We start from the raw sequence: 19,273 nt of genomic DNA, 5'->3' as shown, positions 1-19,273 counted from the left end.
TAGGAATTAAGACAATGAAAAAATTGGCCATTGCCGCAGGTATTGCTGCACTCTCTCTTTCTGCTGCATCCCAAGCTCACTTCCAAATGATTTACTCGCCAGAATCCATGCTTGCAAACCCGGCAACTGTTGATATGAAGCTCGTATTTGGCCATCCAATGGAAAATGGCCACGTGATGGATATGGACAAACCTGAAGCATTTTCTGTCACGTTTAAAGGGAAGCAAACTGATTTACTATCAACCCTTAAGCCAATTACCTGGACGGGTCCAGATAACAGCGCGAAAGCCTACCAGACTGATTACAAAATTCGTCGTAATGGCGATTACATTTTTGCACTCACGCCAACTCCGTATTATGAAAAAGGCGAAGACGTTTACATTCAGCAAATCACTAAGCGCTTTATCAACAAATCAGGCATGCCGACTGGTTGGGAAGCGCCATTGGGGTTAAAAACGGAGATTGTCCCTCTAAATAAACCATATCAAGTCTTGGCGGGAAGCACATTCTCGGGCCAGCTGCTTTCAGAAGGTCAGCCGGTAGCAGGCGCTGAGTGTGAAGTTGAGTTCCTCAATACCGATATCGACTCTAAAGCGAATGCATTTAGCAAAAAGAACCATCGTGATGCTCCAGCAGCAGCGATCGTTGCAATTACCGACCCTAACGGCGTATTTACCTTTGGTATTCCTAAAGCCGGAAAATGGGGGTTTGCATGTTTAGGTAGTGGTCCAGACACAGAGTACAAGGGTAAAGAGCTATCACAAGATGCCGTTATCTGGATTGAAGCAAAAGACATTTAATTGTGAGTAAAACCTGAAAAAAAACAGGGAGCATTGCGATCCCTGTTTGATTTTGAAGAATTACACCTTAAATTGGCCGACTAAATCTTGTTGCCTAGCAGAAATCGCGCCCATTTCTTGGCTAACGCGTTCTGAAGATTCAGCTTGATTCAAAATTCTCTCACTCAAATCACGAATATTCGCCACGTTTTGATTCAGTTCGCTGGATACTGACTGCTGCTCTTGTGCCGCTTTTGCTATTTGGCTATTCATATCGTTAATTGAGCCTATCGCTCCAAAGATTGCACCAATTTCATCTACGGCCTGACCAACCTGAATCGATGTATTTTCGGCAAGTTCATTACCTTGCTTAATCACATTCACCACGTCTTCAGTCCCTTTTTGTACTTGAGCAATCACACTGTGAATTTCTTTCACCGACTCTTGCGTTCGGCTAGCCAGTGTGCGGACTTCATCTGCTACCACTGCAAAGCCACGGCCTTGCTCTCCTGCCCTTGCGGCTTCAATCGCTGCATTTAGAGCCAGTAAGTTCGTTTGCTCTGAGATCCCCTCTATCACCGTTAAGATTTCAGTGATGTTCTTATTATTGGACGCCAGTTCTTCAACCACAGGTACAGCACTGCTCATGCGAGACACCAGCCCCGCCATTTCCTGTGCCGACTGCTCAATTACAGCTTGACCTTGTTTCGCAGAAATTTCTGCCTCATTGGCCGCGCTCACGGCTATGTCTGCGTTTTGCACAACAAGCCCTGCAGTTTGAGTCAACTCTTCACTGGCCGTTGCTACTAGGTCTACTTCTTTAAATTGATCTTCGCTACTTTGATGGGTCGCACCTGCCGCATCTCCGGCTTGAACACTGGTGTTGGCAATGTCATGAGACGTCGCCACCACTTCTTTAATCGTAAGTTGGAGTTTTTCTAAGAACTGATTGAAACCCAGAGCAAGCTGACCGATTTCATCAGTCGAATTAACCGTAAGGCGCTGCGTTAAGTCCCCTTCACCCGATGCAATATCTTGCAGGCGCACCACCACTTCTTTAATTGGCTTCACCAAACTGAACGACATGATAGCAATCAGTACTAGGCCGATAATCACCAGTACGACACCAACCATTAATTCCTGCCAAACGCCGCCATCCACTAAGTCAGAAATAACAGCATCTAGATTGATGGCGTCAGCCAGTACACTGTCGCGAGGGGCTTCTAAAATTACGCCCCACGTTTGGTTAGCCACTTTGATCGGAGCGAAAACAGACAATACGCTGCCGTCTTGACTCCACTGCGTCATAACATCGTCGCCATATAGGTATTCTGTAAGTTTGTCGCTGGGGATATGTTTATTCTGATAAGGCTGGCCAATCGCAGCGGATGGGTTGTCAGACGCAACGAGACTTCCATCAAGGCTCATTATTGCGATACTTCCAGAACCGTTAAATAAGGTTTTATCCGACGCGACCACTGTGTCGACCAACTGATCCAGTGCCAGCTCAATACCTAAAAAGCCTATCGCTTCTCCCTCTAGTAACAAAGGAACAGACAAAGACACAAGCAACGAACTACCAGAACTTGTTTGTTCCACTCGAGGGGATGTCACACAAGCGCTACCCGATAACAATGGGCACGAAAAACGTTCTGCTTGCGATCCGTCGGCCAATGTTTTCTCGCTCAACACCGCACTTTTTTGCTCGCTTTCATTGTCTGCTGAAATCTGCCAATAGCTTGCAAACCGACCTGAATCGTTGGAGCCGACATAATCGGCACCGTGGTAATTGTCGTCTTCGCCGTCTAACTCATCAGGATTAAAGACCAGATAAGCGCCACGCACAGTTGGGAACTCTTTCACCACTCGACGCATCATTTCATTAAGAGAAGTACGTACCTCTTCGCTGCCCGTAAAGTTTTCTTCGGCGTTGGCTTTCATAAATAGCGCAGTCTCGGCGAGCATTTCAGAACGATGGCGCGCTTCATCTAGGTACGTTTTTACTTCTGCAGCATTAAGTTTAGCGATACCAATCAAAATCTGCTGAGACTTATCTATGACCGAAGACGAACTATGTTCAATTATCACACGCTGATTAGAGGTAGCGTTGTAGATCGAAAACCCAATAAGGAAACAAGATGTTAATACTAAGCATAGCCCAGCTAACAGGGTAATCTTCCAATAGACAGAAAGGGATCGCATAACCTACTTCTCCTTGTGTTTGCGATAAATAGCGCCATTCCGATGGCTGCATGTAACAAGTTTTTTACACTGCTAATCTATCAACAACAAACTAAAAATACCAGCCGAATAGAGACATTAATAATCAACGACTCTATTGATAATAGTGGCTAATAAACAAACAGACTGAAGAAATACTCTGATATGCGCCGACGATAAAAAGCAAATAACAATAAAAGTCTGATTATCACCGAAGGCAACTCTTCATTATTTAGCTCAACCGAAGACTTCATAAGTCGTAAAAAACGAGTCAGTAGAAATCACGGTGTTACGCTAGTAATCTCACTTCAAATTTCGCTATAATTGAAAATCAATCGCACCTAGGTGTGTGCTGAATTAATTAGGGAAATCTTCATCATGAAAGTCATCAGCTTTAATATCAATGGTCTACGCGCACGCTTGCATCAACTTCAAGCTATCATCGACAAACACGATCCAGACGTGATTGGGCTACAAGAAATTAAAGTCCACGATGAAGCGTTTCCAGTCGAAGATGTTGAGGCAATGGGCTACAAGGTCTATTTCCATGGTCAGAAGGCCCACTACGGCGTCGCTATGCTGTGTAAGCAAGTGCCACTGTCGGTTCAAAAAGGGTTCCCAACGGATAACGATGAACATCAAAAACGTATGATCATGGCAACTTTCGAGCAAAATAATGGCGAAAAAGTAACGGTGTTAAACGGATATTTCCCTCAAGGCGATAACATCAACCATGAAACTAAATTTCCGTATAAAGAGCAGTTTTATAAAGACTTAATGACTTATTTGAACGATCATCATACCAATGATGAGCAATTAATCATTATGGGGGACATTAACATCAGCCCAATCGATTTGGATATTGGCATTGGTGCTCCTAATGCAAAACGCTGGTTAAAAACCGGAAAATGCTCGTTCCAACCGATTGAACGTGAGTGGCTGCAAAGACTAAAAGATTGGGGTTTTGAAGATACGTTCCGCAATTTACACCCAGAAGTAGACGATCAATTCTCATGGTTTGATTACCGCTCTAAGGGCTTCCCTGACAATCGTGGCCTACGTATTGACGTGGTAATGGCAACACCTTCCCTTGCTAAAAAATGTATTGAAGCTGGCATAGACTATGAACTGCGCGGTATTGAAAAACCGTCTGATCATGCACCTATTTGGTCTACGTTTAAGTAAAATTTTGGTGTGAATAAAGCCCCTCAAGTCAAATAAAGCCATAATTCAATAGAGCTATGGCTTGTATCATTATTTTTACTAAAAAGTACTCATAAATCACGCTCATAAAACCGAAAGTAAAAACTCTGAACTAGGGTACTTTCAGTTTTCATTCCCCATTTTCAACCCATCAGCTTAATCAGGCCAAACGGTTGAACCATCAACAGCTAATGTCTGCGGTGTCATGTCCTTACAGTAGCCCGTATTGGTCGAAGCAAAGTAATTCATTGGCATTGGCGTCAAAGATAAGGCCTGCACTTGCTCTGCGGCTTTATCGGTATACTCTAACCCCCACATGTTTAAATAATTTCGCATATCTCGACCAAGTACGTTAGATATCTGAATCAGCAACCAATCGTTGTTACTGATCGCCTTGCTCTCACTCAAAGAATAATCACTCATTGCCAAACTCACGTTTTTGGCTTGCCAAGCTTCTTCGGTTTTAATAGCGCGGGTAAATTCTCTGTCAGCAAGGTGCAGCCTAGCGATCAAATGCCACCCGTTGTTTAATACGCCTTGCTCCTGCGCCGACATCATCATTTGGATGAAAATACGTGCGCCTGCGCTCCAAGAAGTGAGGTTTTTATCTCGCATATATTGTGCGGGATCGCCTTGATTCCTGCTTTCCTGCAGATAAGTAAAAAACGTCTTAAAGTCTAAACTCTGACACTCGGGTTCCTTACCTGTCTTCACGAAAAACATTGATTTGCTGTAATAAGAATAGTAGTTCGTGCTCGCGTGATAATCCCAGCCTGAAAATCGAAAACGCCCTTTTTCTAAGCCATGCCCTAACTCATGTAAATCGCCATGCCCTACCGGATTAAAGGCCCAATAAGCATCATAAGGGTTTCCAGAACAACCAGATCCACACGTGGCTTGGTCGGCATTCATGTGCTTCGCGATATCAATACTGTCGACCTGCCATCCTTTAGTTTCAGCGTAATCTGAAATTTCGGCTACTCGGTCTATCCCAGTCCCTTGGAAAGCAGCAAGAACATGAGGAAAGTTATGCACGTAAGTTTCAGTGGCGTTCGCCATGTCTTGTGCAGACGTCCAGTTTTTATTACCGATGGACTGGAGCATTTTATCCAATTTAGAGTGCACTTCAAAACCGGGCGTCACCAATTCTGCCCAATCAAAATCCCCTTTTTCCAGCGCGACTGCAAACGTTTCGTCATCGGCTGAACTGCGCCAAACGGGGTGTTGCGCCACTTGGTCAAACTGCAATTCAACAGGAAGATCGTTTGCATTAAACGTAATATGTACAGGCCCGCCGTAAGCCGAGGTTAAAAATATTGTTTGATTAGGTTCCAGCAAATATTGATTCGATTGTAAGTGTTTTGGTCTCGTGTAGCCGTTGGTGGCAAATTCGTGGGTTGCACCACTTCTTAAGCTATTAATAAACACTTTGGTTTCAACAGCACTGCTGTCTTTTCTCGTCACGCTGAATGTCTGCCCCGGAAGTGCATAAACACCAGCAGAGCGAAAGTGGGGTTTAGAAGTCATACTTTTGATAACAGACGTTGGAGTAATATGACTAAAATCACTTCTACTGAAATTGCCCATATCTAATTGCTTTGGGTTTATTTTTCGTGTGTGATATTGGCTGCTGTCTGCAAAATAGGAGCGCAGGAATGCGTTGGTATCCGTGGTAGTTTTATCCATTGGAAAGCGAATATCTTGTCGATACTTGTCTGCGAGTAAAATAATGGATTTTTCATATTCGTAATATGGGCTAGCGAACACATCGGTCTTTGCAACATCCAACGTTTTCAATTGTTCTCGAATACTATTGGCACCCACATAAAACTCTTGAGCCATTTTCGACTCATCGGTGCAAGATTTATCATCACAGCCATTTAAGTCAACCGAGAATGACCGATTAGACAAACGAGATAATAATGCTTGCTGCTCGGCAATGTGGCTGGGCACTTGATCATAAAGGTGCGTTCCGTCCCACCCATCTAACCCCACACGAGTCCAATAGTTGTCACCAATATAAGTCACGTGAAGTTTTTCAAATATCGCTTTACCTAGGTCGGTCAGCCCACCATCTAAGTGGAGGTATAGAATCGGCGTATTAGCGCTGATTGCTGCATCGATTCCCGCCAAAATATCCGCTTGCTGATCACCACTGTTCACTTTCTGTGACACTACCAGTAGATCAACCCCTGCCTCAACGCACGTTTTAAGCTTACTTCCATCGCAATCGTTAGCATCATTGACGGTAATTTGGTCACCGAACTGCTGGGTAAACCAGGCTCTAGTCGCACTTTCGTCCCTAAAATAATAAGACTCATCCAGTTGCGCCATTGTTACGTTAAGTCGGTTTGTTGGCTTATTGTCCACGAGCCAAAAAACGCTGTTTTTCAACCAAGTATGCATTTGGTCGTTGAGATTGACAGCATTAGAGGCGTAATTTCTCATAGGATTGCCTCCTAACACCAAATATTTGCTCCTGCTTTCTTTTAGCTGCCCAGCAACGCCGATGGTCACTGTTTGATCGTCATAGCCCGTAGTGAAAGCCTTATTCGTTTGTAACACATCTTGATTAAAACCATAGTTAGATGCCAACCGAGCAGAATCATGGGACGGATTCCATGTAATGCTGTTCAATGAGATTGAAGAGGCGGCCATCAATTGCCCATCCGTCGTCAAATTAAACAGGGTTTGTATTATGGCGTTAGCCTTTGCTTTTTCACCAGCCACAATTGTCTCTGAATGGGAGAAAAACTCCGCAGGATCGTCTACCAATAAAGCGTTACCCGTTGATATTGCTTTCTGTACAGCCGTTAGAGGGGTTGCCGGTTCAGTGGAATCCCCTCCTCCTCCACAGCCGTTTAACAGTAGGGTAATCAGACAAATGGAAGCGATTCGTAGCGAAGACAGTTCATCGAGAGGTTTGTTAATCATGTATTTAGTTATTCAATGGTTTAGTAACTCTAAATATAGATGATAAGTTGAAACAGGTTCTTGGAGCGATAGTCAAAAAACAAAAAATACAGCACATAATATGCTGTATTTTTGGTTGTTCATGTCTCGATCGTAACGTGTTAACGGCTTAACTTAAGGGGCGCATATAAGCTAAGTAACGCTTCTCTGCTTTCTTAAAGGCGAATAGCACGATAAATGTCAGGCACATATAAAATAGGCCTGCAGTCAAGAATGATTCAAATGGAGCGTAGTAGCGTGAGTTCACTAACCTTGCAGCCCCAGTTAAATCTAGGATAGTAACAATACCAGCCACTGCAGAGCCGTGGATCATAAAGATCACCTCATTACTGTAAGCAGGCAGAGCACGCCTCAGTGCACTGGGTAATATGATGCGCTTGTAGGTTTTCCATGTACTCATTCCGTAAGCTTTTGCGGCTTCCACTTCACCACTCGGCAGCCCATTAATAGCTCCGCGAATAATCTCTGACGTGTACGCCGACGTATTCAGCACGAAAGCGATCAATGCACAAAACCATGCGTGTTCCCATAGCGTGTCTTTTACCGGAAAGAATTGATCCATTCCGTAATAGATCAAATATAGCTGCACCAACAACGGCGTACCGCGGAAGAAGTAAATGTATGCCCAGCACGGGTATTTTAATACTGGGTTCTGACTATTTCGAGCAACCGCGAGAGGAATGGCAACGCACAACCCCAATACCAAAGCAATGCTTACTAACCACGCTGTGGTCCACAAACCATCAAGATAAATGGGCAGACTGTCGATTATTAAGGAGAAATCCATATCTACCTCGTGTGAATACTAAATTTGCGTTCAACCAGCTTTAACAAGCCCGTGGAAACTGCAGTTAAAAATAGGAAAATCACAGCTACCGTCATATAAAATGTGAATGGCATTTTGGTTGATCCAGCGGCAAGTGAGCTTACACGAACCATGTCTTCAAGACCGATAATGGACACCAAAGCGGTCGTTTTGAGTAAAACTAACCAGTTGTTACCAAATCCAGGTAATGCATGACGAATCATCTGCGGCAGCAAAATTCGGCGAAAAGCCATCACACCACTCATGCCGTATGCTTTTGCCGCTTCCATCTCGCCTTTATCAACGGCCATGATGGCACCACGGAAAGTTTCGGCCATATATGCACCGAAGATGAATCCAATTGTCAGTACGCCAGCAACAAATGGGCTAACGTCGATGTAATCTGGGAGATATGCCGTCCATTCGTGTGCAGGATTACGTCCTGTCATCCACTCGTTAAGCCATTCGTTAACCGAATAGAGGCTATTGTTCAGTAAGATCTGTCCACCGAAAAAGATAAGCATCATCAAGACAAGATCTGGGATGCCACGAATGATGGTGGTGTACAGTGTAGCAACCGCTCTCGCCCAGCGATACGGTGCCATTTTAGCCAACGCACCGAGCATACCAAGTATCACTGCTAGTAGCAGAGATAACACAGCAACTTCGACGGTCAACCACGCCCCTTTTAGAATGGAGGCTTCATATCCTTGAAGATCCAGCATAATTTTTTCCAGCAATACAACGAGCTGATTTGAGGATGAGTGGAAAATAGTAGATGACAGTACTGACTTCAAATTACAAGCAAGTCACCAGACAGATCCACCATTAACCACTCACCGACGAGTTAGCCTTTAGCCTTTAGCCTTTAGCCTTTAGCCTTTAGCCTTTAGCCTAGTAAGACATTAATTGCCGTATACGTCGTAGTTGAAGTATTTAGCGGCAATTTTTTGGTACTCGCCTTTCGCACGAAGTGACTTGATAGCCGCATTCAGTTTGTTGGTTAGGTCTTTGTCTTGCTTACGAGTAGCAATACCAAAACCTTCGCCGAACCATTTAGGATCAGTCAAAGAAGGACCAACGAACTCATACGCGTCTCCGCCTGCTTTATTAATTACACCCTCTTCGAGTGCTGATGCATCGCCTAATACGGCCGCGATACGACCATTTGCTAGATCAAGGTAAGCTTCATCAAAAGTGCCGTAACGAACAATTTCAACATCTTTATAGTTGTCTGAAATGTACTTATCATGAGTGGTTGCACGTTGAACGCCAATTTTTACGCCATCGAGGTTATCAAAGTTCAGACCAGCGCCTTTTTTAGCAATAAATTTGTTCGGGATAAGTGCGTACTTACCAGTAAAGTCGATTTTCTTTTTACGTTCTTCAGTAATAGACATCGCTGCGATAATGGCGTCGTATTTACGAGCCAGCAAAGAAGGAATGATGCCATCCCAATCTTGAGCGACAAGCTTACACTTCACTTGCATCTCGGTACAAAGTGCATTTGCCATATCTACATCAAAACCTTTCAAAGAGCCGTCAGCCTCTGTCCAGCTAAATGGAGGGTAAGCGCCCTCAATACCAAAACGTACTGTTTTCCAATCCTTGGCGTGTGCAACACCCGTTGCCGCTGTAGCAGCGATTGCTGCAACTAATAACCACTTTTTCATTTCCATACTCCTGTGATTGTACTTATGTTGTGTTTTACTTTTTTGAATAATATTTTATTTGGTTACAGCTTAAGAATAACGACTGACAGAAGTGCCTAACCTCCGACGACCTGTAACCTGTAACCTGTAACCTAATATATAGACGATATAAACTGCTGTAGCCTTTCTGACTCGGGGTTACTAAACAGCTTTTCAGGATGACCCTGTTCTTCGACTTTACCTTGGTGCAAAAACATCACGTGGTTCGACACATCACGGGCGAACGCCATTTCATGTGTTACTACCAACATAGTTCGACCTTCATCGGCCAAATCTCGCATTACGCCAAGGACTTCCCCTACTAACTCTGGATCGAGCGCTGAGGTTGGTTCATCGAATAACATCACTTCAGGATCAACGGCTAGCGCTCTGGCAATCGCAGCGCGTTGCTGTTGTCCACCAGACAAGTGACCTGGGTAATAATCTTTACGCTCATACAGCCCGACTTTTTTAAGTAGAGCTTCTGCATTTTCGATAGCTTGCGCTTTAGGCACACCCAATACATGTATTGGCGCTTCGATGACGTTTTCAAGAACAGTTAAATGAGACCACAAGTTGAACCCTTGAAAAACCATAGCCAATCGCGAACGGATGCGTTGGACTTGCTTTTCATTAGCGGGAACGGACTCGCCTTGTCGATTATTTTTCATTTGGATAAGTTCGCCATTTACCCAGATTTCGCCCGCGGTTGGGGTTTCTAACAGGTTAATACAACGAAGAAAGGTACTCTTACCGGAACCGGAAGAGCCAATAATGGAGATAACATCCCCTTTGTGCGCCTCTAATGAGATGCCTTTTAGTACTTCATTCTGACCGAACGTTTTGTGCAGCTCTTTGATATCCAGCGCAGCTGAATCCTTCATGCGCGACTACTCCCTGTGCAATACCTAATTAAGGCAAAATATGACTGCAGGCACTCCGGCCTTTATTTTATTTTTGTTACAAACTAGCACCAAGAATGGATTCTTGCAACATATTATTAACTTTTTATTCTTTGTTATTTAGCTAATATAACTGCATTTATATTCACAATACAAGAATATTCTGTCTATAGCGTGAATAGGAGGTAAAAATAAAGCCTCCGTGTGGAGGCTTGAGATCTATTAATCACTAGGCCGAATTACGGCCAATTAACGCTATTTGTCACATAATCTCTATTAAGTTGCATCTGCTCAAGAACCAACGCATTGCTCTCCGAATTAAGAAGTAAAACGCCGTTCAAATCATATTTATGGGCGTCCGGAGCCAAGTCATCAACAATCACACCAACATCTAAACTCCTGCTAGCTAAATCCTTCATCAATGCTTTTTTATCTACACCATTACTCTTAGCCAAACCCACCGCAACTTTATCACTTGCGCCAGTGGATACTTTTTCGGTTTCGCTTTGAATTAGCACCTGAGTTTGACTTGGTTTCGCGTAAATAGTCTGGAACATGGCTTTGCTGTTGTCAGTTGTTGCTCTAACATGAGTCCTCTGAACCTGCCAGCTACCTGCGTTAAAACTATTCGCATCTAAACAATGCACGCTATACCCGTTAGAGTCTGCTACACAGCGCGCTGTAGAAATATCCGTTGACGAAAAATTTGAAAGATCTGTAGGACGTTGCAAGTCCATAGCATTACCATCAACGACTTTTCCGATGGAGAAATTCCAGCTCCCATTTGCGGCTAACAGCTTTGTTTCTAAACTCATACTCCAATGACTCAAACTAGAATCTGACGGAGCATACGAAAGAGATAGCTGAGGAGCTTTATTAAACACTGGCTGCCAAGCGTAAACCTTGTTATCCAAAACAGTTGAAACGACACCCGTTGATGCAACGGTCAGATCCGTTATTGTCAAATTATAGTTCGCAAATTCAGTCGCCCCTCCAAGAGCCACTATATTAGGTGCTGTACTTCCGGTATACACATCACTACTATTTGCCACCCCATATGAAATAAGGTCATCGAGTTTGTCCGACTCACTGTTGTAAATCGTTGCAAATGATGTCACTAACTTTCTCTCAGACGCTGGAGAGTTTGCATACACTGGCAACCCAAGCAGTTGACTCTCATTTCCGGTTGATGTTTTTCCGTCTGATGCACTAGTTTGAATCCACTTCGGTCCACCATTAGATGACACCGAAATTTTTGTTTGATTGTTTTTTAACGCATCGGGTACATCATCTCCCGTATAGCAAGCATTACCGTCTTGAGGCTCTCGGATCGTAATAGTCATATCCTGAAGAAGATCTTTCTGTACGGCAAAGATGTAGCTTTCTCTATTTCCAGCGTTCTTCCCTTCCCATTCCTCTATCGCAACATAGCCATCGTCGGGTAAATTATCGGCATTAATAGTAATAGAGCCATTTAAAGCCGACAAAGCAGTTCCAGATAGAGTGTACTCGGCAATAATAGAGCCATTAGCCCTATGGTAAGTGACTTTATAACCACTAGTTGCCATGCGCGCCGCTACAACATAACTATTTGCAGGTGTCACTTCATCGATATGCTTTTTGAAAACTGCGCAACTTGGAGCGACATTCGACGCTTGATCTTTGTAAAGATTAACAATTTTCCAAGTATACTTAGTCGTGGGAGGCGGTGTAGGCCCAGGCCCGCCACCACTCTTACTATCCGACCCACACCCAGTTAACGCTAATGACACAGCTGCAACGGCTGGTAACCACTTAAATGCTTTCATTTCATCCCCTGACACGCTATAGCGTCAAAATTTGGTACATAAATTAACTCTAGAATCATTAGCAAGTACTATGCCACTAGAACAATGAAATGTCATATTCATCTCAGTGATGTTGCATGTATTCAAAATGTTACCTTCCCGTTAATAGCAACAAGTTGCATTTAATGTGCCGCTGAACAAACAATCACTTCGAATTTTGGCCGCAGCAATGCGCACATTTTCGAATGTTTTTTATTCGGTTTATTCTGGTTAATGACAAAGATCATATTATTGCGAGACAATCTGTTTAATCCTTACCGCCTAGTAATAGCTTGTTTAATTACGTGTAAACTAATTACATTTAATGACTCAAGTCGCAATATTGGCCGCCTTTTACTGTAGTTTTCTTTCAACTCATGCAATAAAGTGATCAAGATCATTCTCTAAAAAAAGGCCTATTGTTAAACTCGCCGCCAGTACAAATAAGAATAATATTTTCAACATAATAGTTTCAATGTTTGTAACAGTGGCGCACAATTGACGTGTTACTTACCACGAATTGCAATGAGTGTCATAGGGCTAACCAATGATACTTTTTAAAAACCTACTTATATAATATGAGGAATCTATGTCAGACGTATCGAAAGACAACTCAGCCTCTCAAGAAGAGAAGAGCTACAGCGAGTTGCATCGTCCTGCATCAGAGTTTAAAAACCGTTCGGATTATTTAGACCACGAACTTCAGATCATGAAGCCGCGTCGTTACCGTTTGAACCTCCCTGGCCGCGATTTTCGTTTCGAACTAGAAGATCTTGTCCCTGCTTTAGCCGGTACTATTGGTATTATTGCCATGTACTCTGCGGTAATGATGTCTTGGGCTGATGGCCTAACTCAAGCCTGGGACCATGTAAACTTAGGTAAAGAGTTTGCAATCGAGGTTGCACGTGTAGAAATGCTTATTCCTGCATTACTCTTCTGTGTGCTAGCTTCTGGTTTTATCAACCCACGAGCTAACCTTGCTGGTAACCACGGCCCAATGATTCCACTGATCGGTGCGATTGCATTAGCAGGCGCTCACCCTCTTGCATTGGCAATTTTACTTGGCGTATTTGGTCTAATCCTGAGTTATCTTAAAGGAGGTTCCAAGTTAGTAAACCTCACCTCCGAAGGAACCGCAGGCGGCTTACTTATATTCTTGGGCTTCACCGGAACAATGAGCCAAATTGGTTCTATTCAATCGTGGGCAACAGGCCTCCAGTCTGCTGATGTTGCCGCGGGTAGCATGGGTTATGTTGGACTGATCGTTCTTGGTATCACTATCGGCATCTACGCATTTTTAGCAAAAATCAACATGCGTTGGTTAGCAATCCCAGTTTGTGCCGTCACTGGCCTTCTCGTAGCGTTGGTATTTGGTGCAGGTTTCGACCTTACTTTTGAAACTGAAATGGGCCTACCTAACCTAAACCCAGTTTACTGGTGGGGCAGCACGACAGAAGGTTGGCAGCTAGGCCTACCTAACCTCCAGCACTTCATTGCCTCTCTACCGTTCGCGATTCTTGCTGTTGCTATGTGGTCGCCAGACTTCCTAGGCCACCGTATCTTCCAAGAGCTAAACTACCCTAAACGTACTGAAAAAGTACTCATGGACGTCGATGACACAATGACCATGTGTTCAATTCGCCAAATGGTTGGTACGGCTGTCGGTGGTGGTAACATCACTTCATCTTGGGGTACATACATGATCCCAGCAGCAATTGCGAAGCGCCCTATCCCGGGTGGTGCTATTCTACTTGGTAGCTTATGTATCATTGTTGCGATTCTTGGTTTCCCAATGGATGTTGCTGTATGGCCTCCAGTAATGCGTGTTGCTCTTTTAGTCGGCGTATTCTTGCCGCTACTTGAAGCAGGTATGCAAATGGTAAAAGACACCAAAGACTCTCAAGCCGCTGGTATCTGTATCTTTGCATCTGTTGTTGCTAACCCTGTACTGGCATGGGCACTGACCATGTTCCTAGACAACAATGGCCTAATCGGTGACAAAGCGCGTGCATCACGTATGTCATTTGCAGACAAAATCATCATTCCTATTGGCGTGTTCGTTGTCTGTCTGATTGCGATGCTTGCTGTTGGCATGTTAGAAGGACAATACGGAATCCCTGCCTTTCTATAAATAGCGCATTAGCCCTATAAATAGTAAAATGCTAGAGAACCGTTAAAATAATGTTGGGCAATACACCTTGTATTGCCCAAACTTTGTATCAAGATTTTAGTTTTTATTGATTTAGTTTAAGGTTTACTAAAAAATTTTATAGTAAGCTTGAAATTACGGTGAAAAGTGACAATATGTATGACCATGAGCTGCGAAGCATATCGTAGTCAACCATATTGTTATTTAAATAAAGAGTGTACTGCTCACCTATGTTGGTGATAGCTGGCTCTCCAGCGAATCAGTACGTGTTTTTTCTACTAAAAAGGTAGGTATGTCATGGCAGAGCAATTTGCTAAAGCTTGGGAAGGTTTTGCTGAAGGTGATTGGCAAAACGAAGTAAACGTTCGCGACTTCATTCAGAAAAACTACGCACCATATGAAGGCGATGAAGCTTTCCTAGTGTCTGAAGGTACTGAAGCAACTGACAAGCTTTGGGCTAAAGTAATGGAAGGCATCAAGCAGGAGAATGCAACTAAAGCACCTGTAGATTTTGATACTTCTGTTATTTCTACCATCACTGCTCACGATGCAGGTTACATCGAAAAAGATCTAGAGACTATCGTTGGTCTACAAACTGAGAAGCCACTTAAACGTGCCATCATCCCTAACGGTGGTGTGCGTATGGTTGAAGGTTCTTGTAAAGCATACGGTGAAACTCTTGACCCAATGGTTTCAAAAATCTACTCAGAGTACCGTAAAACGCACAATGCTGGCGTTTTCGATATCTACACTCCTGATATCCTAAAATGTCGTAAGTCTGGTGTTTTGACTGGTCTTCCTGATGCTTACGGCCGTGGTCGTATCATTGGTGACTACCGTCGTGTTGCACTTTACGGTATCAACTTCCTAATGAAAGACAAGCAAGCTCAGTTTGCTTCTCTTCAAGAGCGTTTCGAAAACGGCGAAGACCTTGCTGCAACAATGCAACTTCGTGAAGAAATCTCTGAGCAACACCGTGCTCTAGGCCAAATCAAAGTGATGGCTGAGAAATACGGCTACGATATCTCTGAGCCAGCTCAAACTGCTCAAGAAGCTATCCAGTGGACTTACTTCGGCTACCTAGCTGCTGTTAAATCTCAAAACGGTGCTGCAATGTCTCTTGGTCGTACTTCGACTTTCCTAGACATCTTCATCGAGCGTGATATCGCTGCAGGTACTATCACTGAAGTTCAAGCTCAAGAAATGATCGACCACTTCGTAATGAAGCTACGTATGGTTCGTTTCCTACGTACTCCTGAGTACGATGAGTTGTTCTCTGGTGACCCAATCTGGGCTACAGAATCTATGGGTGGTATGGGTGTTGATGGTCGTACGCTAGTTACACGTACGAACTTCCGTTTCCTAAACAGCCTATACACTATGGGTCCATCTCCTGAGCCAAACATCACGGTTCTTTGGTCTGAGCAACTGCCTGACGGCTTCAAACGTTTCTGTGCGAAGGTATCTATCGATACTTCTTCTATCCAGTACGAAAATGATGACCTAATGCGTCCTGACCTAGGTTCTGATGACTACGCGATCGCTTGTTGTGTCTCTCCAATGATCGTTGGTAAGCAAATGCAGTTCTTCGGCGCTCGTGCTAACCTTGCAAAAACTATGCTTTACGCAATCAACGGCGGCGTTGATGAGAAGCTTAAGATGCAAGTTGGCCCAGTTGGCGACAAGATCACTGATGCTGTTCTTAACTACGATGATGTAATGGGTCGCCTAGACACATTCATGGATTGGTTAGCTAAGCAATACGTGACTGCACTAAACAGCATTCACTTCATGCACGACAAATACAGCTACGAAGCGTCTCTAATGGCTCTTCATGACCGTGACGTTCGTCGTACTATGGCATGTGGTATTGCTGGTCTTTCTGTTGCAGCTGACTCATTGTCTGCAATCAAGTTCGCTACTGTTAAACCAGTACGCGATGAAGACGGCATTGCTATCGATTTCGAAATCGAAGGCGACTACCCTAAATTTGGTAACAATGATTCACGCGTTGATGACATCGCATGTGAACTTGTTTCTACATTTATGGGCAAAATCCGTAAACTGACTATGTACCGCAATGCGATCCCTACTCAGTCTATCCTTACTATCACTTCTAACGTTGTGTACGGTAAGAAAACGGGTAACACTCCAGACGGTCGTCGTGCTGGTGCTCCTTTCGCTCCTGGTGCTAACCCAATGCACGGTCGTGATGAGAAAGGTGCTGTAGCGTCATTGACTTCTGTAGGTAAACTACCGTTCGCTGATGCACAAGATGGTATCTCTTACACTTTCTCTATCGTTCCAAACGCGCTAGGTAAAGAAGAAGACAACCAACGTGCTAACCTTGCAGGCCTAATGGATGGTTACTTCCACCACGAAGCTGGCATTGAAGGTGGTCAACACCTTAACGTGAACGTTCTTAACCGCGGTACTCTAGAAGACGCAGTTAAGCACCCTGAGAACTACCCTCAGTTAACGATTCGTGTATCTGGTTATGCTGTACGCTTTAACTCTCTGACTCCAGAGCAGCAAGCTGACGTAATCGCACGTACTTTCACTGAGTCTCTATAATTCTCAGTTGATTGAATAAACGAAGCCCGCTCATTGAGCGGGCTTTTTTTTCAAGTATTATCAAGTACTAAAAGCTAAGTTCGAAGTGCTAAGCCCTCCATACCTCGCTTTTAACACTTTGCTATTAATACTTCGCTTCTAGCACTTAGCTTTTAATACTTCGCTTTTAGCACTTCGCCCTCACAACTTAAACTGCTCACAATCTTGATTGAGTCGATTTGAGCGATCTTCCACTCTTCCACTTGTTTCTCTCAACTGGCCGTTACTGGTTTCAATTGATGCCATGGAGCTTGATATCTGAGACATACTATCGGCCATTGATTGGCTGGTTGTCGCGAGCTCACGGATGGAATTAAAGATAACTTCTGTCTGGTGATTAACTTCCGATACCTTACCAGTGATCGCCTCTAACGCATCAATGGCTTCTTGGCCTTTTGCTTGCCCTTGCTCAATAGAACCTTCACATTGTGCAATCGAACCAATCACTTCCGAACTTTCTTTTTTCATTGTTTCAATGGTACCCGATATTTCTCCGACGGCATCCACTGTTCTAACTGCTAAGTTTCTTACTTCGTCGGCCACAACGGCAAACCCTCGCCCTTGCTCTCCTGCCCTTGCCGCTTCAATTGCTGCGTTCAACGCCAATAAGTTCGTTTGCTCTGCAATACCGTTAATAATATCCATAACAGAATCTACTTTTTCAGATGCTTCTTCTAATCGCTTAATGTTACCTGCCGCATTGGTCAGAACCGTCGCGACATCCGCAAGTGACTCGATCGCTTGAGTAATGACCACTCCTCCCTCATGAGCTGATTGACTTGATGTTTCTGTTACTTGAACCACCATCTCCAAACTATTGGAGACCTCTTGTGTTGTAACACTGACCTCTTCGGTAGCAGACGCCAGCACTTGAGTTTGATGAACAACATCACTTTGATTCTTTGCTAAGCCATCAACACCATCATTGAGTTGGGTTGCATTTTCTGACAAGGCATGGCTACTATCTTGTACGCCTTTAACGAGCACACCCAAGTTTTCACAGGTTTGATTAATCGCGATAGCCAAACGGTTAAACTCATCGTTTGTGTTTGCTGTTGTTGCCAATCGTTCTGATAAATCACCATTAGACATACCCTCCAATATTTGAGAAATCGCACCGACAGATCGGGCAATGGATCGATTCAAGGTTACGAAAATAAGTAAGGTCACCGCCGCTAATACGATACAAGCGATAAGGACAGAAAATTCGGTACGAGTCGACCGCTCAGATGCCGAGGTTTGATAGGATTCACTGATCTGCCCCAGCTTTCCTGAAATGTCATGAATGAGGTTTTTCACGTTGTCTTGTTGAAAAAAAAGCGTCTCTTCAACCTGAATCAGTTGCTCGGATAACTCACTCACACGCTTAAAGTCCGTTTTAAATTGCTCGAGTTCTTTTTCGTACAAGTCCAACATGGCATAGCTATTAGACATATTTTCGAACATGGCGAGTGAACGGTTGAACAGTTTTAGGTTCTTTTCGTTTGGCTGCAGTAAATAAGTTTGTTGCATCTTCACCATATTTTGAAAGTCGGAATTAATGCTCACCATCCCAGTTTCCAGTATTTTCGTTTCTATCTGTGTGGTTAATTGGTTCATGTTGCCAAGCTTACCGTCATCGATGTTAAATCCTACTTCGGCTCTAATATCCAGCCAAGGCATCAATGCTGACCGGTAATCCGCAACCGCTACTTCTAACTTCTGTGCATCGGTCGAAATTCCCACTGACTCTAGAAAAGTTCGATTCACTTTAATCAGCTCATAAATATCATCACTGGTTTGCTTAGCCACAGGCACTTGGTCTGCTGTCATGTCATCAAGATGACTGATCAACTGCAACAACTGAACCTGAGTTTGCTTGACTTCATAGGCTCCCGATGAAATCTCATTACTGTGCTGATACTGCTCTCCCACTTTTTCAATTGCGGACAACGTGTACCAAGCCAAAGAGATGAACCCAATAATGAGCAGGCCCAAATAAATGAACGATTTTTGTTTCTGCGACAAATTCATACTTTTCATGTAAATCCCTTCTGCTTATTAAGCAACAACTTATCCATGTTACTTACAGAATCAACAATAACATAACAATGCACACTAATTAACAATATA

12 protein-coding genes are annotated in these 19,273 nt (G+C 43.7%); 4 read left to right on the top strand and 8 right to left on the bottom strand.

Annotated elements, in window-relative coordinates; all coding sequences use genetic code 11:
- Window positions 1-14: 14 nt before the first annotated feature.
- Entirely contained in the window at window positions 15-800 is a 786-nt protein-coding gene (locus QWZ04_RS05560) for a DUF4198 domain-containing protein (protein ID WP_290325791.1), read from the top strand.
- 60 nt (window positions 801-860) lie between these two features.
- On the opposite strand, the gene QWZ04_RS05555 is transcribed toward QWZ04_RS05560, so the two are convergent.
- The gene (locus QWZ04_RS05555; protein WP_290325790.1) at window positions 861-2,981 is read right to left on the bottom strand and encodes a methyl-accepting chemotaxis protein; all 2,121 of its coding nucleotides are present in this window, start codon (window positions 2,979-2,981) and stop codon (window positions 861-863) included.
- A gap of 396 nt (window positions 2,982-3,377) precedes the next feature.
- Here QWZ04_RS05555 and xthA point away from each other — a divergent pair, with 396 nt between their 5' ends.
- Entirely contained in the window at window positions 3,378-4,184 is an 807-nt protein-coding gene (xthA, locus tag QWZ04_RS05550) for an exodeoxyribonuclease III (protein WP_290325789.1), read from the top strand.
- Window positions 4,185-4,358: 174 nt separating this feature from the next.
- Here xthA and QWZ04_RS05545 read toward each other — a convergent pair whose 3' ends face one another.
- From QWZ04_RS05545 to QWZ04_RS05520, 6 genes are all read right to left on the bottom strand, one after another.
- Window positions 4,359-7,136, bottom strand: a complete 2,778-nt coding sequence (locus QWZ04_RS05545) for an ImpA family metalloprotease (RefSeq protein WP_290325786.1) — start codon at window positions 7,134-7,136, stop codon at window positions 4,359-4,361.
- A 148-nt stretch (window positions 7,137-7,284) separates the two neighbouring features.
- Window positions 7,285-7,962 carry an ABC transporter permease gene (locus tag QWZ04_RS05540; RefSeq protein ID WP_290325784.1) on the bottom strand — a complete coding sequence of 226 codons (678 nt, stop codon included), beginning with the start codon at window positions 7,960-7,962 and terminating at the stop codon, window positions 7,285-7,287.
- A 2-nt stretch (window positions 7,963-7,964) separates the two neighbouring features.
- Window positions 7,965-8,705: an ABC transporter permease gene (locus QWZ04_RS05535; protein WP_290325782.1), complete on the bottom strand. Its 741-nt coding sequence runs from the start codon at window positions 8,703-8,705 to the stop codon at window positions 7,965-7,967.
- Between the two features lie 180 nt (window positions 8,706-8,885).
- Window positions 8,886-9,653: an ABC transporter substrate-binding protein gene (locus QWZ04_RS05530; RefSeq protein WP_290325781.1), complete on the bottom strand. Its 768-nt coding sequence runs from the start codon at window positions 9,651-9,653 to the stop codon at window positions 8,886-8,888.
- Between the two features lie 131 nt (window positions 9,654-9,784).
- On the bottom strand, window positions 9,785-10,555 hold the full coding sequence (locus tag QWZ04_RS05525) for an ABC transporter ATP-binding protein (protein WP_290325778.1): 771 nt from the start codon (window positions 10,553-10,555) through the stop codon (window positions 9,785-9,787).
- Between the two features lie 257 nt (window positions 10,556-10,812).
- Entirely contained in the window at window positions 10,813-12,381 is a 1,569-nt protein-coding gene (locus QWZ04_RS05520) for a hypothetical protein (RefSeq protein ID WP_290325776.1), read from the bottom strand.
- Between the two features lie 607 nt (window positions 12,382-12,988).
- Here QWZ04_RS05520 and QWZ04_RS05515 point away from each other — a divergent pair.
- Both QWZ04_RS05515 and pflB read left to right on the top strand, forming a co-directional pair.
- The gene (locus tag QWZ04_RS05515; RefSeq protein WP_290325773.1) at window positions 12,989-14,530 is read left to right on the top strand and encodes a DUF3360 family protein; all 1,542 of its coding nucleotides are present in this window, start codon (window positions 12,989-12,991) and stop codon (window positions 14,528-14,530) included.
- Window positions 14,531-14,845: 315 nt separating this feature from the next.
- Window positions 14,846-17,122, top strand: coding sequence for a formate C-acetyltransferase (gene pflB / locus QWZ04_RS05510; RefSeq protein ID WP_290325771.1), 2,277 nt, complete (start codon window positions 14,846-14,848; stop codon window positions 17,120-17,122).
- A 180-nt stretch (window positions 17,123-17,302) separates the two neighbouring features.
- On the opposite strand, the gene QWZ04_RS05505 is transcribed toward pflB, so the two are convergent.
- Entirely contained in the window at window positions 17,303-19,183 is a 1,881-nt protein-coding gene (locus tag QWZ04_RS05505) for a methyl-accepting chemotaxis protein (protein ID WP_290325768.1), read from the bottom strand.
- Between the last annotated feature and the right edge of the window lie 90 nt (window positions 19,184-19,273).

The organism is Vibrio tapetis subsp. quintayensis, assembly GCF_030409945.1.
Lineage (GTDB): Bacteria > Pseudomonadota > Gammaproteobacteria > Enterobacterales > Vibrionaceae > Vibrio > Vibrio quintayensis.
This window is presented reverse-complemented; position numbering and strand designations above follow the sequence as displayed.

Excerpts from the sequence above, each read along its gene's own strand:
- QWZ04_RS05555 (WP_290325790.1), bottom strand. The coding sequence starts at position 2,981 with ATGCGATCCCTTTCTGTCTATTGGAAGATTACCCTGTTAGCTGGGCTA.
- xthA (WP_290325789.1), top strand. The coding sequence starts at position 3,378 with ATGAAAGTCATCAGCTTTAATATCAATGGTCTACGCGCACGCTTGCAT.
- QWZ04_RS05540 (WP_290325784.1), bottom strand. The coding sequence starts at position 7,962 with ATGGATTTCTCCTTAATAATCGACAGTCTGCCCATTTATCTTGATGGT.
- QWZ04_RS05525 (WP_290325778.1), bottom strand. The coding sequence starts at position 10,555 with ATGAAGGATTCAGCTGCGCTGGATATCAAAGAGCTGCACAAAACGTTC.
- QWZ04_RS05530 (WP_290325781.1), bottom strand. The coding sequence starts at position 9,653 with ATGAAAAAGTGGTTATTAGTTGCAGCAATCGCTGCTACAGCGGCAACG.
- QWZ04_RS05535 (WP_290325782.1), bottom strand. The coding sequence starts at position 8,705 with ATGCTGGATCTTCAAGGATATGAAGCCTCCATTCTAAAAGGGGCGTGG.
- QWZ04_RS05560 (WP_290325791.1), top strand. The coding sequence starts at position 15 with ATGAAAAAATTGGCCATTGCCGCAGGTATTGCTGCACTCTCTCTTTCT.
- QWZ04_RS05545 (WP_290325786.1), bottom strand. The coding sequence starts at position 7,136 with ATGATTAACAAACCTCTCGATGAACTGTCTTCGCTACGAATCGCTTCC.
- QWZ04_RS05505 (WP_290325768.1), bottom strand. The coding sequence starts at position 19,183 with ATGAAAAGTATGAATTTGTCGCAGAAACAAAAATCGTTCATTTATTTG.
- pflB (WP_290325771.1), top strand. The coding sequence starts at position 14,846 with ATGGCAGAGCAATTTGCTAAAGCTTGGGAAGGTTTTGCTGAAGGTGAT.
- QWZ04_RS05520 (WP_290325776.1), bottom strand. The coding sequence starts at position 12,381 with ATGAAAGCATTTAAGTGGTTACCAGCCGTTGCAGCTGTGTCATTAGCG.
- QWZ04_RS05515 (WP_290325773.1), top strand. The coding sequence starts at position 12,989 with ATGTCAGACGTATCGAAAGACAACTCAGCCTCTCAAGAAGAGAAGAGC.